This window comes from Acinetobacter populi (genome assembly GCF_002174125.1).
Lineage (GTDB): Bacteria > Pseudomonadota > Gammaproteobacteria > Pseudomonadales > Moraxellaceae > Acinetobacter > Acinetobacter populi.
On the sequence record NZ_NEXX01000001.1, the window covers coordinates 603,868 to 618,463 of the forward strand.

The 14,596-nt window shown below is 38.5% G+C and carries 11 protein-coding genes and 5 tRNA genes; 4 read left to right on the forward strand and 12 right to left on the reverse strand.

The window, feature by feature from the left end; genetic code table 11:
• Positions 1-6 precede the first annotated feature (6 nt).
• Both CAP51_RS02690 and CAP51_RS02695 read right to left on the reverse strand, forming a co-directional pair.
• Positions 7-366: a hypothetical protein gene (locus CAP51_RS02690; RefSeq protein ID WP_245809056.1), complete on the reverse strand. Its 360-nt coding sequence runs from the start codon at positions 364-366 to the stop codon at positions 7-9.
• On the reverse strand, positions 363-1,520 hold the full coding sequence (locus CAP51_RS02695) for a hypothetical protein (RefSeq protein ID WP_087619208.1): 1,158 nt from the start codon (positions 1,518-1,520) through the stop codon (positions 363-365). The genes CAP51_RS02690 and CAP51_RS02695 overlap by 4 nt, the downstream gene beginning before the upstream one ends.
• A 1,597-nt stretch (positions 1,521-3,117) precedes the next feature.
• On the opposite strand from CAP51_RS02695, the gene CAP51_RS02700 reads away from it, so the two are divergent.
• The 4 genes from CAP51_RS02700 (at position 3,118) to CAP51_RS02715 (ending at position 7,351) form a co-directional block, all read left to right on the forward strand.
• The gene (locus CAP51_RS02700; RefSeq protein WP_087619209.1) at positions 3,118-4,269 is read left to right on the forward strand and encodes a hypothetical protein; all 1,152 of its coding nucleotides are present in this window, start codon (positions 3,118-3,120) and stop codon (positions 4,267-4,269) included.
• 194 nt (positions 4,270-4,463) lie between these two features.
• Positions 4,464-4,697 carry a helix-turn-helix transcriptional regulator gene (locus tag CAP51_RS02705; RefSeq protein ID WP_087619210.1) on the forward strand — a complete coding sequence of 78 codons (234 nt, stop codon included), beginning with the start codon at positions 4,464-4,466 and terminating at the stop codon, positions 4,695-4,697.
• 406 nt (positions 4,698-5,103) lie between these two features.
• Entirely contained in the window at positions 5,104-6,279 is a 1,176-nt protein-coding gene (locus CAP51_RS02710; protein WP_087619211.1) for a YagK/YfjJ domain-containing protein, read from the forward strand.
• A gap of 19 nt (positions 6,280-6,298) precedes the next feature.
• Positions 6,299-7,351, forward strand: coding sequence for a hypothetical protein (locus CAP51_RS02715; RefSeq protein WP_087619212.1), 1,053 nt, complete (start codon positions 6,299-6,301; stop codon positions 7,349-7,351).
• Positions 7,352-7,594: 243 nt separating this feature from the next.
• Here CAP51_RS02715 and CAP51_RS02720 read toward each other — a convergent pair.
• The 10 genes from CAP51_RS02720 to secA form a co-directional block, all read right to left on the reverse strand.
• Positions 7,595-7,671, reverse strand: a tRNA-Pro gene (locus tag CAP51_RS02720).
• Positions 7,672-7,712: 41 nt separating this feature from the next.
• Positions 7,713-7,789 (reverse strand) — tRNA-Pro (locus CAP51_RS02725).
• A 4-nt stretch (positions 7,790-7,793) separates the two neighbouring features.
• Positions 7,794-7,869, reverse strand: a tRNA-His gene (locus CAP51_RS02730).
• Positions 7,870-7,900: 31 nt separating this feature from the next.
• Positions 7,901-7,977: transfer RNA gene (locus CAP51_RS02735), tRNA-Arg, on the reverse strand.
• A gap of 44 nt (positions 7,978-8,021) precedes the next feature.
• Positions 8,022-8,098, reverse strand: a tRNA-Pro gene (locus tag CAP51_RS02740).
• A 132-nt stretch (positions 8,099-8,230) separates the two neighbouring features.
• Positions 8,231-9,295, reverse strand: coding sequence for a quinolinate synthase NadA (gene nadA / locus CAP51_RS02745; protein WP_087619213.1), 1,065 nt, complete (start codon positions 9,293-9,295; stop codon positions 8,231-8,233).
• Between the two features lie 151 nt (positions 9,296-9,446).
• Positions 9,447-10,679: a bifunctional glutamate N-acetyltransferase/amino-acid acetyltransferase ArgJ gene (argJ, locus tag CAP51_RS02750; RefSeq protein WP_087619214.1), complete on the reverse strand. Its 1,233-nt coding sequence runs from the start codon at positions 10,677-10,679 to the stop codon at positions 9,447-9,449.
• A gap of 40 nt (positions 10,680-10,719) precedes the next feature.
• A complete protein-coding gene (locus CAP51_RS02755; RefSeq protein WP_140404396.1) occupies positions 10,720-11,112 on the reverse strand; it encodes a hypothetical protein in 393 nt (130 codons plus the stop codon).
• A 59-nt stretch (positions 11,113-11,171) separates the two neighbouring features.
• Complete coding sequence (locus CAP51_RS02760) at positions 11,172-11,582, reverse strand: hypothetical protein (protein ID WP_087619216.1); 411 nt, start codon at positions 11,580-11,582, stop codon at positions 11,172-11,174.
• Between the two features lie 106 nt (positions 11,583-11,688).
• Positions 11,689-14,439: a preprotein translocase subunit SecA gene (secA, locus tag CAP51_RS02765; protein ID WP_087619217.1), complete on the reverse strand. Its 2,751-nt coding sequence runs from the start codon at positions 14,437-14,439 to the stop codon at positions 11,689-11,691.
• Between the last annotated feature and the right edge of the window lie 157 nt (positions 14,440-14,596).

Consider the following 14,596-nt stretch of genomic DNA (forward strand, 5'->3'; position numbering starts at 1 on the left):
TGTTAATCAGGAATCAGTGAATAGACTCCAGCCTGTTTCACTATCATCTAAACTTAAATCTACTTGCCGATTTTTGGTGAAATATTGATTAAGCTCTGCATCATAACTTTCAACTTCAACATCACAACGGTAAATATCATATTTAGGACCAGTACCCGCTTGCCCTGCAAAAATGTTGGCAACCTTGCATTGTTTTAACTTCACTTGAACCACAGCGTTATCCTGCTGATGCAAAAGATCAAGCAATACATTGGCATCTGGAATCTGACGTTTGTACTCAACACTTTTCATACAAGCACTAAACATCACCATGCTTAAGCTCATCACAAGATAAAAAAATGCCCAAAGTCCTGGATGCTTTTTCATAGATAAGCCTCCACATCCTGTTCTGGCATTTCATCATTGACGATGTCGCCACCTAATTCTTCAGGTTCTGATTCAAATGAAGCAGTACTTTCTTCCACAAATTTGTTTTGCATACTGGCTCGTTTACCATAATTTTCCAGACCAAACTCAAAAGGTAAAAGCTGATTAATTGGAAAATCATACAGAAGCGTTGCATCACCAGTTTTTTCACCATGTTCCATTGCGTACTGCAATAATTGCATGTGTTCAGGCACAATCAGGGCTGCAACCTGTTCATCACCCGGAAAGCTGAGAGGATTAGTCCGATAAATCAATACCTTATTCAAGGCTAAATAACCATCTCGAAAATCAAAGATAAAACCCAGACTGTACCTGGTATCCATTGCGTTTCTCAGATCGTCCAGAAGTCGTTTTGCTGCATCGGGTTTGATTTTAAAACTTAGATTTAGACTTCGTATTACATTGCCATTAGACTGATAAATTGTTTGAGCAACCACCAATTGCATGATTTGTGAATCCGCATCATAACCAACAAAATTACCCTCTAATTCATTATTGACCTCAATTGAAATGTTTCTCGCAAGAAAATTCAGTGCATCTTCGATCCGCCCCAGATCAACCTGCATATGACGGGTTAATAGCTTGATCGCTTCTTGCTGGGTTTTAATGCGTTGCTGGTATTGTGCAGTATTCTCAACCTCGCCTTTTTCAAGTTTTGGGGCTGTTTTTAGGGTACGAATATGATTAATGGTTAAATCATTGGCATTGGCAAACAGGTTATTCAGTGGAAATTCCATCAAAGAGAATGACCGAGAGTCAAAATTCGGATTCTGGGCACTTCCCAGAACCAGAATTTGTGTAGGTGTTAATTTAAGTTTTTGACGCAGTGCCTGTACAGTTCGATGTAGTCCACCCTGTTGATGAAGATAATGACTAAATTCTTCAACATACGCAGTACGATCATCAGCACGACTATCAAATGCAGTCAGATGTTCCCCTGTAAATAATACTTGTCGTTGTTCAATGTTAAGACGCTGGCTAGTAGCTTGTGCTTGATCTGGAATCAATACTTCTGGTGCATCGCTGGATTGGGTGCAGCCGACCAGTAAGCAGGTTCCCAAGACACAGGCCAGCCATGGATAATGGTCTGACATGAGATATTCCTCTCAGGCTTAAGATATTGTTATCAAGTTGTTATTGTTTTAAGCCGTCAAATCCTGCACTTAAATAATAAAGCACGACCATTCATTGCTGGGGAATATAGATAAGAAAATACGTGTAAGCACATGGCTAACTCCTTTGTTTGAAAGAAGTTCTACCAAATCACTGCTAAATGATGGCGGCAGAACAGAAGAGGGTTAGCAGACTGGAAACAAAGAAACCAGCACGCACAAGGCGTCCCCCTTCCGTCCTACCATAAAAAATGAGAAGGGGGACGAAGGGTATAACGACATACACAAGAAGAACTTGTATATCGCCTTTGTTTGTCAGGGTCTGCTAAAACCCACTGGCTTATGACCAGCTTGGAAAGGATAATCTGCCCTTAGCCTGCCGTCAAGAAAGGCAAGCACAATTTAGAGACGGATGATTGAAGTAATATAAATTTATCTTATTGTTACAATACTATTAGCTGAAAATCAGTAAATCCTTTTGATCGAGTGCAAATCCGATTTGAGTTCAAATTTGTATGGTGATAATAGTCACGTAAGAATCCCACATAACCTAAAGGACTTTGGCAGTCCGTCTTGGGCAAGGGAGGGTGTCTAGTCATTGCTTCAACTATCAGGTGATGGGTTTGTAAATTAAAGTGGATATCCTACCTCGCTTTACCAAGTTTGATATTGCCATAACAATGGTTGTTTATAAATCTTCTGTGCCAGATACTATTTTTCTTAGTTTTTATTTATGCAACAAATCCGATTAATATTCAAAATATACTTGCTCAATCGTAGTTATTATAAAGCCTCTTGGTCAGTCGGCTCTAGCTCAATACTCACTCATTTTAGTATCAATACAAAAATCCATTTACAAAACTGTGAAATCAATAATGTCCGTGAAGTTGAAATCAAAACAAAGTATGATTATTATTTTTTGAACTTAATGTTATCTAAATAGAAAACCTTGGATATGAATTGTTTCTATTTCAATGGAACAAACTGAATAGCTGACTCCATAAAATTTAATTAACCAATAATAACTTTCTTCTTGATAGCCAGACAGCCAATAGATTTAGCAAATAAATGTGTCATTTGATTATTTATAGGATGATAAGAGTCTTTTAAACTAATCGAGTAATGGACTATTGGTATCAGCGAAATCTGGAAATAATTAATTTGAAATACTGATCAAAATTACTAAGTATAAAATGAAGTGCATAAGACATTTCTACTGAATAACACTCAAAATCAAATTAGCTTTACCAGATTCTTATGTTGTAACAAAGACTAGTTTCCAATCAAAATTTATACATCATTTGGTAAATTATTTGTGAAAAACAGCACTCTTACAAAGCACAATTCAAGTTAACTAAATATCTAAAAATAATATATATAATAGTTAACTTTGCACATGATTTACAATGTTAATTATCGCCAAAATATATTGCGAATGAATTGAGCTTTGCCCTGTTCACTAGCGATGAAAAAATTAGCCCCTCAAGACTAAAATTCTTTGAATAAAATATTTTTTCTAAAGTAAATTTGTATTAATCTTAAATAATATTAGTTTCTAATTCATATTTCGGGGAACCTTATGAAGTCTAATCAATTGAAGATTACTGATCAAATCAAACTCATGAATGTGTTAGAGGATTTTGTCTTAAAAAATATTAAATATCCCTTTGGCGATCAAAGGGAAAGAATTAAATATTACAAATCTCGGTGCTTGAATTTACCTGAACCTAAAAATACAATAAAAGAACGTTGGCAAACTTATGCCCCTATTCAACAATCAGAACCAGATCTTCAGTCTCACTCTGAACAAAATCCCTCAGAATATCGTTATGAACTTACTGAACAAGACAAAAAATCTATCTATGCACGTCATGCCATAGGTGAATTTAAAGAAACAGATCAACAAAAAAAATATCGGGAAGAGGCTGTAAAGCAGGCTTATTGGTCCGATGATCCAAATGATATTATTGAAATTCCGCTTATCGATCGTCTTCCTCGCCATTACGATGACATTCTGACCGACATACAAAAGTTTTTTTATTACATCCAATCACAAGAGAACATTAATTTAAAACAAGTAGAAATATTACGTAAAAAGGCATTCTATACTTACGCTATGCATAATGACTGTAGATATTTGCCTGCTTTACCAAAAGAACTTTATGTTAATTTTGAAAAAATTCATAATGGGAATCAACAGCAAATATCTACTGATATCATCAAAAAAAGCTTTCTTAAATATGCTGAAGAAATCTTACTCAACGAAAAAGAAGTCAATAAAATATCTTCAATAAATAAAGATATTATTATCCAAAAATTAACAAAAGATTCTATTCCTTTTGTAAAAAAAGATTTAATTCAAAAACTTAAATCAGATATTGAGTTGTTACATATACAATTAACTCATTTGGATTATCAAAAGAACAGCCTTCTGTATCCCGCTGATCCGGATCAACAAGAAGAGCCAATCTATATATTTAATGATCGCACATATTTCGATGTCACACGAAGAAAGTATAAAAAACGTATTTCTAATTATCAAATAAAAATTAAGGAATTAGAATCAATTGGTGTAAGTAGTGCTCCAAGCATTAGGAGAAAAAAATTTACTGGGGATAGTGAAACTTGGCTAAAGCAGCATAAAATGCAGGATCAGTCACTTTATCATTTAATCAAAGAAATTGTTAAGAAAAATAGACAAACATCTTATATTAAAAATAAGAATTCATAGTTTTCTCAAACTGATCTAGTCTTCATAACTAGATCAGTTCTCTTACATCAATAACTTACTGTTAATTCCTACTCCCAACCAAGGATTTATTATTTCACCAGAAAAAATTGTATGTCCGTGCAAATAGGGTATTTTAATCGATCAACTTTTTTTAAAGTGAAGAAATCATCAAATCACCACTGATAGGACAATTTATGGTTTCCACAACTGATTCATTCAAAATGATTAAACGTATTGATTTAGAGAAACTGACAGGTCTATCTAGATCAACGATTTACGACCATCTCAATCCCAAGTCCAAACGTTATGATCCTGAATTTCCTCGGCCTATCAAGTTTGGTCATTTAAGCCGCTGGAGGCTCAGTGAGGTTCAGGGTTGGATTCAGTCCAAAATTAAAGCCCGGGACCTTCTGCAAAAAACGGCCTAACTATGTATATATCTTACATTGGCATATTCACGTAAATACAATATGAATTTGTGCATAACCTGTTTATTTGCCGTGAGTCTGAATAAAGGTATTAAATCATTTAGATATATTCATATATTTTAGATACTTATATTCTTAGATGTATTTAGATTGAATATTTAAATAAAAATATGACTCAATTATCTTCATGAATCGATAACTCAATTGAATATCATCATCTGTAGTGATCCTGACTGCTTTAAGCAAAATCAGATTAAAAGTTAAGTACTTGCTCATCAGATGGCAGAATAATATTTAGATGATGTAGTCGCTACAAATACCTAGATATGCCACTCACCAAGCTTAGACGTTACTCAACACAACGCCTACAGGCAGCTATTGCCCAAATTTATTGATGGAGAAATTTATGAAAAAACCTCAGTTACTGGACAACTCATCAGGCACTTTTACTATCGAAGAACAGATTGCATGCGTCCTCTCTGATCTTAGTTCAACAATTATAGCTGAAGATGCGATTAAATGTTATTTACTAAAATATAAAATCGATCATACAGCAAAAATTTGTGTAGAAACTGTTAGTCTGATGACTAAATGTGAAAAAGCTCAATTACCAATAGTACAAATAGCCAAAGCAACTTTCTATCGCCATACTCAACACTATCGAATTGTGTTCACGCCAGGTTGGGAACTTTTAGAAAAGAAAATGCAATCTGCACTTTATCATCAATTTACTGAACAATACTTTTACAGTGAAGAAATAAAAGCTTGGATATTTGTACGCAATCAACTCACCGAGAATGAACTCGAAATTCTATCAAATCGTAGCTCATTAGATTTTACAAATAAAGATAGTATCCAAAAATATACCGATTTATTTAACATCTTCATTGGTCGGTTGATTAAACACATCCAAAGTACGTCTTATAAAAAGAAAATCAGAGATCGTAATAGGATCAAAAAAAATAATAAAAAGGCATGCGTTGAGCTTCTGAATCACCTTATTGCAAAGTTTGCAAGAGTGATGGTTGTCAGAATTGATTTCTCACTAAAACGTGACATACAAACCATTCTCAAACATGCTTCAACGATGGGTATTCCTTATTCACGTAATGACTTATGTGCACTTAAAGGTTTTATGAGTAAGTTTAAAAACAATTGGCGTAATAACGATCAATTAAAAGGGATTGAGGGCTATATCTTCCAATATGAATACTCTCATGCAACAGGGTTTCACATACATTGCTACTTCTTTTTCGATGGGAGCAAACATCAAGAAGATATCAGTATAGCGCAATACATCTCTGATTACTGGAAAAAAATTACTATAAATCAGGGAAGTAGTTACATATGCAATATGAATAAAAATCAATATAGATACTGCGGTATTGGCATGATTCATTATTCAGAGATTGAAAAACAATCTTTCTTGATCAAAACCTTTGATTACATTTGTAAAGCAGATCAGTTTTTCATTTTTTCTGAATTAAAAAAATTTAAACGATTTCAACGCAGTAAATTGCCTATTCCTAAAGCTAAGTCTGGGCGTTCTCGTACTCTAAACACCGCAACAAAATTACATTAATTCATTTAGGAATCATTATATGATTAACTTCAACGCTGTAGAAAAACATGAAGCAAGCAACCAGTTAAACATTGTTACTGGTGTAAATCAATCTACAAACTATAGTTTATTTTCTTTCTTAGAGCTAACCAAAAAACTCGAGACAGGAAAACGCAATAAAATATTTACCAACAATCTTACAGCATTTCCTCACCCAAGTATTCCTAATCTCTATTTCACAAACTTAGGATATAAAATTCTAATGATCGCATCAAATAATTTACAAAATCCTTACACCACAGGTAAGTTCCAAAATACATTGATCCACCCTAAAGTGGCATTACTTAGCCAATTAATGTTTAAGCATTCTTTACATAATTTCAATATAGAGGCTCACCAACGTATAGAACATGCCTGTGAAACTTGTTTTGCAGACTTCAAAGTTCATATTCAGACAAGGGCTTTTATTACACAAGCCACATCATGGATAAACCGATATCGTTCATGTAGCAATGCTTATGACCGATTTTTAGAATTTATATATCAGGAGTCAAACAAATTTGAAATACATTCCCTGATCGTACAGCGCAAGCGACCTAATGGTTTCGAACCATTTTTCGGTGACCCAAATTTTTGTGACATGTCAGCTTATGAAATAGTAAGGGAGAAATGTGATGAAATCATTCAGAATGTATGGCGTAATCGTCATAAAAATGATGTTCTAGGCATTTTATCTAGAGAGGAAATTGACATAGAGCAAACTTGCTCGATCAGACTTATTTTTTTCGTACGAAAAAAATTCTCTGACCTGATTTCATTTGCAGATACAAATCTCTATGAAACACTTGAATCTTATTTTATAGATCATAATCTCGATCATATTTGCCTAGGCTCTATTTATACAATAAATTCTGGAATAGCTCCTTTATTTCAGGAGCAAGAACAAAACTATTATGATTTGAACCAAATGCATGTGGGTAATCGTTTAAATGTATTAAGAGCTCAACTCGTTATTCCAAACTATTTGTTCAGAATAAGGGATGACTCATGCAGTCTAATTATTGAACGAGGTCGTGGACATTATGAACGATAATTAAAGTATTTCTGTAAAGCAGTAGGATTCGATTCGTGCTGCTTTATTGTTTACTCAAACATTGAATAAAGCTTTAAACTAATACTCTTTTAAATAGCATCTAATGACGAAGAATCAATTATAACTTTTCAAAATTATTTATAAGCAAATCTTAATTGGCAACCAACTGGCAACCAGAAAATGAAAAATAGAAATTTAGCAGATAAAGACAAGATTGAATTTTTTATAAGTTATTGATTTAATTGGTCGGAATGAAAGGATTTGAACCTTCGACCCCTTACACCCCATGCAAGTGCGCTACCAGGCTGCGCTACATTCCGAATTCTTTTTTGAAGAGGTAAATACTTGAATTTTAAGATAATGGTCGGAGCAGTAGGATTCGAACCTACGACCCTCTGGTCCCAAACCAGATGCGCTACCAGGCTGCGCCATACTCCGTAAGTGGGGTGAATGATGGGGCTCGAACCCACGACAACCGGAATCACAATCCGGGGCTCTACCAACTGAGCTACATCCACCATAATTTTGGTCAAACTACAAGCTGCCAAATGGCGCGCCTGACAGGATTCGAACCTGTGACCATCCGCTTAGAAGGCGGATGCTCTATCCAACTGAGCTACAGGCGCTTCACCGACGACAAAAAAATCGTACGATACATTGCCTTATGTAATGGTCGGAGCAGTAGGATTCGAACCTACGACCCTCTGGTCCCAAACCAGATGCGCTACCAGGCTGCGCCATACTCCGATTTACTCAGCGTTTGCGTATCGCACCATGTGCGGTACGGAGTGCATTCTAGGCGCAGCGCTACACTACGTCAATACTTAGAATCAAAAAATCCTTGATTTTTTATCTAAATGCTTATTTAAACAACAAAAACTAAGGTTTTAAGCTGGCAGTGAAATTCAACATGCGGTCAAGTGGAAGCTTGGCACGTTCACGTAATGCTTCATCGACAAAAATTTCCTGATCTTTGTTCTTTAAAACATGAAGAATGCCATCAAGTTCATTCATTGCCATCCATGGACAATGTGCACAGGAACGACAGGTTGCACCCTCACCTGCTGTAGGGGCTTCAAACAATTCCTTATCAGGCGCTGCCTGCTGCATTTTATAAAAAATACCACGATCCGTTGCTACGATCATTTGTTGATGCGATAAGGTCTGTGCAGCCTTAATCAATTGACTGGTACTGCCGACTGCATCAGCAATTGCCACAACGGACTCCGGTGACTCCGGATGTACCAGTATCGCAGCATCGGGATACAATGCTTTCATTTTGAGAATACCGCGTGCCCGAAACTCTTCATGGACGATACATGAACCATCCCAGAGCAACATATCCGCACCTGTTTTTTTCTGAATATAACGACCCAAATGCTGATCCGGTGCCCAGATAATTTTTTCACCCAGACTATCCAGATGTTCAATGATTTCCACTGCACAGCTTGACGTCACCACCCAATCGGCACGGGCTTTGACTGCTGCCGAAGTATTGGCATAGACCACCACAGTATGCTCAGGATGTGCATCACAAAAAGCCCTGAACTCATCTTCAGGACAACCCAGATCCAGCGAGCAAGTGGCTTCCAAGGTCGGCATTAAGACAGTTTTTTCCGGAGAAAGAATTTTCGATGTTTCTCCCATGAATTTGACACCAGCTACCACCAGCGTGGTTGCAGCATGATCCCGGCCAAAACGCGCCATTTCCAGTGAATCCGAAACACACCCACCTGTAAATTCAGCCAATTCCTGAATGTCTGGATCACAATAATAATGTGCAACCAAAACTGCATTCTGTCGTTTTAATTCATCAGCGATTTCAGCAAATTTCTGCGCTTTTTCAGTTGCTGTGAGGATATAGGTGTTTGGTTGTCCCAATTGGTCCAAATGCTGTTCTACGATTCGTTTCGCATCATTAGCAATTAAGGTGGATTCATTCATCGAAACTTTGATCCTTATTGGCGAGTGAAGATCAGCTATTTCACTTAGCTAAAACATGACCTGTCATAAGATTGACACGGCGTAAGCATAGCATGTATTAGTAAAAAAGCCCCTAATTTTAGGAGCTTCTATCGCAATAAAAAGTCTAAGTCTAAGATCGATAATCGGCATTAATCTTGACATAATCATAGGAAAAATCGCAGGTATAAACGGTATCTCGTGCCGTACCACGTCCTAGATCAATACGAATGGTAATTTCTTTTTCTGCCATGACTTTGGCACCCGCTTCTTCAGTATAATCCAGCGCAGCACCACCATCACGGCAAATCTGCACATCACCCAGCCAAACCTGAACTTTACTGGTATCAAGTTGTACGATACCGGCCTTACCAATCGCCATGACTATACGCCCCCAGTTTGGATCAGAAGCGAACAAAGCGGTTTTAATCAAGGGTGATTCAGCGATGCTATAGGCTACATCACAACACTCTTGTGTATTTGCACCACCTTCCACTATCACAGTAATAAATTTGGTCGCCCCTTCACCATCACGCACGATCAACTGCGCCAGACGCAACATAATCCGCGACAGAACCTCCAATACAACTTGATAGCGAGGATCATCACTTTGCTGAATCTCTTGACCACCCGCCTGTCCTGTAGCAATAAAAATACAGGCATCGTTGGTCGAAGTATCCCCATCAATGGTAATGCGGTTAAATGTTTGTTCTACTGTGGTTTTAAGCAATTGTTCAACCAGATTTTTCGCAATCGGTGCATCTGTTGCCACAAAACTCAGCATTGTTGCCATGTTTGGACGAATCATACCCGCACCTTTGCTGATGCCTGTCATACAATAGGTAATGCCATTCAATACAAACTGTTCTGATGCGCCTTTGGGTGCAGTATCAGTGGTCATAATACCTGTGGCCGCTTCCTGCCAACTGTCCGCATTTAAGCAATCTAATGCAGGTTGTATACCATTGAGTAACCGCTCAATCGGTAATTGCTCACCAATTACACCCGTTGAAAATGGCAAAATCTGATGACTTTGCACGCCAGTAAGTTGGGCAAGATGCGCACAGGTTTTTTCAGCATTTTCCAAACCAATCGCCCCGGTTGCTGCATTGGCATTACCTGTATTAATGATCAGGTAGCGCGGTTGCTCTGCTGACAGACTTTTTGCAAGATGTTGCTTGGACAATACAACAGGTGCAGCAGCAAACGCATTCTGGGTAAACACACCAGCCGTATTAGAGCCTTCAGCCAGTTCAAATATCACTAAATCACGTCGATTGGGATAGCGAACATAAGCCTCACTGCTGCCAATTTTAACACCTGCAACTGTCCACATTTTTGGAAAAGAAACGTCACCAACCGCCATGAGATCGACCTTATTTAACAAAAGTAAAATGAAATTTATGCTAAGATTTTAGCTGACATTGATAGATTACAGGGTAATCCTCAAGATGGATAGCAGGATCAAACAACATTGTTTTTAATGTAGCTTGTTGTTCATTTTCAATCCACAACAAGCCCTTGCCCTGCGATAAACCTTGTTCTGTACGATAAAAATTCTGGCTTTTATCCGGCACAGAAAATTGTGTTAACTCAAAAATACGATGGGCAAAACCCAAACGTATTGTATCTTCATCCAGTTTTTGCCGACGAATAACAACCTGCTCATCACATTGATATTGCTGTACATTATTTTTAAATACTGCGTTTTTCGTAGCTGCACTATTATTTGTGACTGTCTGCTCGGGTACCATCTGACATGCAGAAAGTACCAGACTGATCGAGAACACAGTGGTCACGAATGCGACATCCCCCAATACCCTGATCATTCGCAATGATTCAGCACATCAACAACAGATTACTCTGCCGATGCAGTTTGAGCTTGTAAAGCTGTTGGTTGTGGAGCCTGAATACCTGCCAAATCCAATAGAGCCTGTTCTGCCTGTTGCTGACTCTGTGCAGATAATGCAGGATTAGAGGCGGCAATACGACTCACATTCTGTGCAGATACAGGCAAGATTCCTTCAGTTTTAAATATGATCTGACGATTATCCGGATTACTAAAGCTATAACGAATACCAGTACGTGGACTAATCAATACCGTCTTACCACCTTGTTTGGTTGCATCTACAGTCGGTGTAGCGAGCGCATTTTGTACTGCTACGGCACTTACAGTAAGCGGCTGAGAAGCAGGTTGTTCTTCTGCAAAAGCCATGCTTGTGGCGCCGACAAAAAATGATAAGACTGCAAAATGAAGTTTTTTGTTCATGATAAATCCTGTTAATCAATCAGTTTTTCTGGGAATATCTATAGCATAAAACATTTGATCTTAAATCACAAAAGGTAGCGACTTGCGCTACCTTTTGTAAATGATGTTAAATTTTGCCATGGCATTGTTTGTATTTCAAACCAGAACCACATGGACATGGCGCATTACGACTCATTGGTGGTTCGATATACTGGGCAGATGGATGTGCGCTACTACGGGTTTGATCAACCTCAGGATTTTCGGTGACCTCACCAGTTAATCCGTCCACATCACTATGTTCAAATGATAAACGCATGGCTTCAGCTTGCTGTTGCTGCTGTGCTTCCAAAGCGGCAACTTCTTCCGGTGTTGGAATATGCACACGGGATAAGTCGGTAACCACATCGGCTTTAATCGCACCCAACATATTTACAAACAAATTGAATGCTTCTTTTTTATATTCCTGCTCTGGATTCTTTTGTGCATAACCACGTAAATGAATCCCCTGACGTAAATAGTCCATTGCTGCCAGATGATCTTTCCAGTGCTTATCCAGTGCCTGTAGCATGAAATGCCGTTCCAGCATCGGTGCAGAATCTTCACCCATTTGCACACGGCGCTGGCGATAACGATCCAGTACTTCGTCAGTAATACGTGCTACCAAACCTTCTTCATCCAGACGACGATTGGTTTCCAGCCATTCAGCCACAGGTAAATCAATACCTAAATCATTACGAAGTGCATTTTCCAGACCTTCGATATCCCATTGGTCGTGAATTGATTCCGGCGGAACAAAGTTGGCAATCAGACCCTGCATCACATCGCGATGCATTTCTTCAATACCTTCTTGCAATGTAGCTTCTGACAAGATTTCATCACGTTGGCGATAGATGATTTTACGTTGTTCGTTATTTACGTCATCGTATTTCAACAGGTTTTTACGAATGTCAAAGTTACGTGATTCAACTTTACGCTGGGCATTTTCAATTGAACGGGAAACCATCTTGTGCTCAATGGCTTCATCTTCTTTTAAGCCCATTGCACGCATCATGCCGACCACACGATCACCGGCAAAGATACGCATTAGATCATCTTCTAAAGATAGATAGAAACGTGATACACCCGGATCGCCCTGACGGCCTGCACGGCCACGCAGCTGATTGTCAATACGACGGGATTCATGACGTTCCGAACCGATAATATGTAAACCACCAGCCTCTAATACGGCTTTATTGTTTTCACGCCATTCGGCTTCAAGACGCAGTTCATCTTCTTCAGTTGGATTTTCCAGTTGTGCCAGTTTGGCACGCCAGTTACCACCCAACAGAATATCCGTACCACGACCGGCCATGTTGGTGGCAATGGTGACAGAGTTTGGACTACCTGCCTGTGCAATAATATCCGCTTCTCTTTCATGCTGTTTGGCATTCAACACTTCATGGCGGATGCCAGCCTGTTGCAGTTTGGCAGAAAGAATCTCACTGGCTTCAATGGTTGCCGTACCAATCAATATCGGTGCAACTCCCGCCTCACGAATACGGGTGATTTCCTGAATAATGGCATTATATTTACCATCACGGGTCAGATAGATTAAATCGTTATTGTCCTGACGTACCATCGGTCGATGGGTCGGAATCAATACCACATCCAGACCATAAATTTCTTTCATTTCCGCAGCTTCGGTATCGGCTGTACCAGTCATACCTGATAATTTTTTATATAGACGGAAATAGTTCTGGAATGTTGTGGTTGCCAGTGTCTGGTTTTCCGGCTGAACTTCCAGCCCCTCTTTGGCTTCAACAGCCTGATGCAGTCCTTCCGACCAACGACGACCAGGCATGGTACGCCCAGTATGTTCATCAACAATGATGATTTCCTGTTTACCTGTCGATGGATTAACACCAATAATATACTGCACATCACGTTGATATAGATTATGCGCACGAATCGCCGCAGTCGCATGATGTAATAAGTTTAGATTGCTCGCAGAATATAGACTTTCACCTTCTGCCAACAGTCCCATTTTAATCAATTCATCTTCAATTACTTCAAAACCAGCTTCGGTAATTTCAATCGAACGTTGTTTCTCATCCACCCAGAAATGTCCACCATCTGGTACTTTTTCTTCTTTTTGTGCATGTAATTTGGGTGGAATACTGTTAATTAACTGATACAGCTGTGAAGAGTCTTCACTTTGTCCAGAAATGATCAATGGGGTACGGGCTTCATCGATCAGAATGGAATCGACCTCATCGATGATTGCGTAATGCAAGCCACGCTGTTTTTTCTCACCTAGTGCAAACACCATGTTGTCACGTAGATAATCAAAACCGAATTCGTTATTGGTCCCGTAGGTAATATCCGACTGATAGGCCTGTGCCTTTTCAAAAGGTGCTTGCATAGAATAAATTGTGCCAACGCTCAGGCCCAAAAATTCAAACAATGGACGGTTTAACTCGGCATCACGCTGCGCCAAATAGTCATTCACGGTGATGACATGTACACCTTGTCCACTTAAGGCATTAAGATAACAGGCCAATGTTGCCATCAAGGTTTTACCCTCACCGGTACGCATTTCTGCGATTTTACCTTCATGCAAGGTAATACCACCGATCAACTGTACATCATAATGGCGCATGCCCATGACACGCTTTGAAGCTTCACGACACACAGCAAAAGCTTCGGGTAAAAGTTTATCTAAAGATTCACCTTTTTGATAACGATCTTTAAATTCTTGAGTTTTTGCAGTTAAGCCTGCATCGCTTAAACTAGATACCGACGGTTCAAGTGCGTTAATTTGCTCGACAATTTTACGCATTCTTTTGAGCTCACGCTCATTTTTTGTACCGAAGATACCTCCGACCAGACTTGCCAACATGAATTTAACTCTCTAAAAATCTAAAAATACGTTCTTATGCAACGAAAAATTATAGCACTGAATATTATGAGGACAGAAATTTGAAGTACAAGTCCTAATCAGTTACTTTGCACATTTTTTTCCGATGGAAATGCAAAATTGTCGTAATTTTCCAAAA

Excerpts from the sequence above, each read along its gene's own strand:
- CAP51_RS02760 (WP_087619216.1), bottom strand. The coding sequence starts at position 11,582 with ATGAACAAAAAACTTCATTTTGCAGTCTTATCATTTTTTGTCGGCGCC.
- secA (WP_087619217.1), bottom strand. The coding sequence starts at position 14,439 with ATGTTGGCAAGTCTGGTCGGAGGTATCTTCGGTACAAAAAATGAGCGT.
- CAP51_RS02705 (WP_087619210.1), top strand. The coding sequence starts at position 4,464 with ATGGTTTCCACAACTGATTCATTCAAAATGATTAAACGTATTGATTTA.
- CAP51_RS02700 (WP_087619209.1), top strand. The coding sequence starts at position 3,118 with ATGAAGTCTAATCAATTGAAGATTACTGATCAAATCAAACTCATGAAT.
- CAP51_RS02695 (WP_087619208.1), bottom strand. The coding sequence starts at position 1,520 with ATGTCAGACCATTATCCATGGCTGGCCTGTGTCTTGGGAACCTGCTTA.
- nadA (WP_087619213.1), bottom strand. The coding sequence starts at position 9,295 with ATGAATGAATCCACCTTAATTGCTAATGATGCGAAACGAATCGTAGAA.
- argJ (WP_087619214.1), bottom strand. The coding sequence starts at position 10,679 with ATGGCGGTTGGTGACGTTTCTTTTCCAAAAATGTGGACAGTTGCAGGT.
- CAP51_RS02715 (WP_087619212.1), top strand. The coding sequence starts at position 6,299 with ATGATTAACTTCAACGCTGTAGAAAAACATGAAGCAAGCAACCAGTTA.
- CAP51_RS02710 (WP_087619211.1), top strand. The coding sequence starts at position 5,104 with ATGAAAAAACCTCAGTTACTGGACAACTCATCAGGCACTTTTACTATC.
- CAP51_RS02690 (WP_245809056.1), bottom strand. The coding sequence starts at position 366 with ATGAAAAAGCATCCAGGACTTTGGGCATTTTTTTATCTTGTGATGAGC.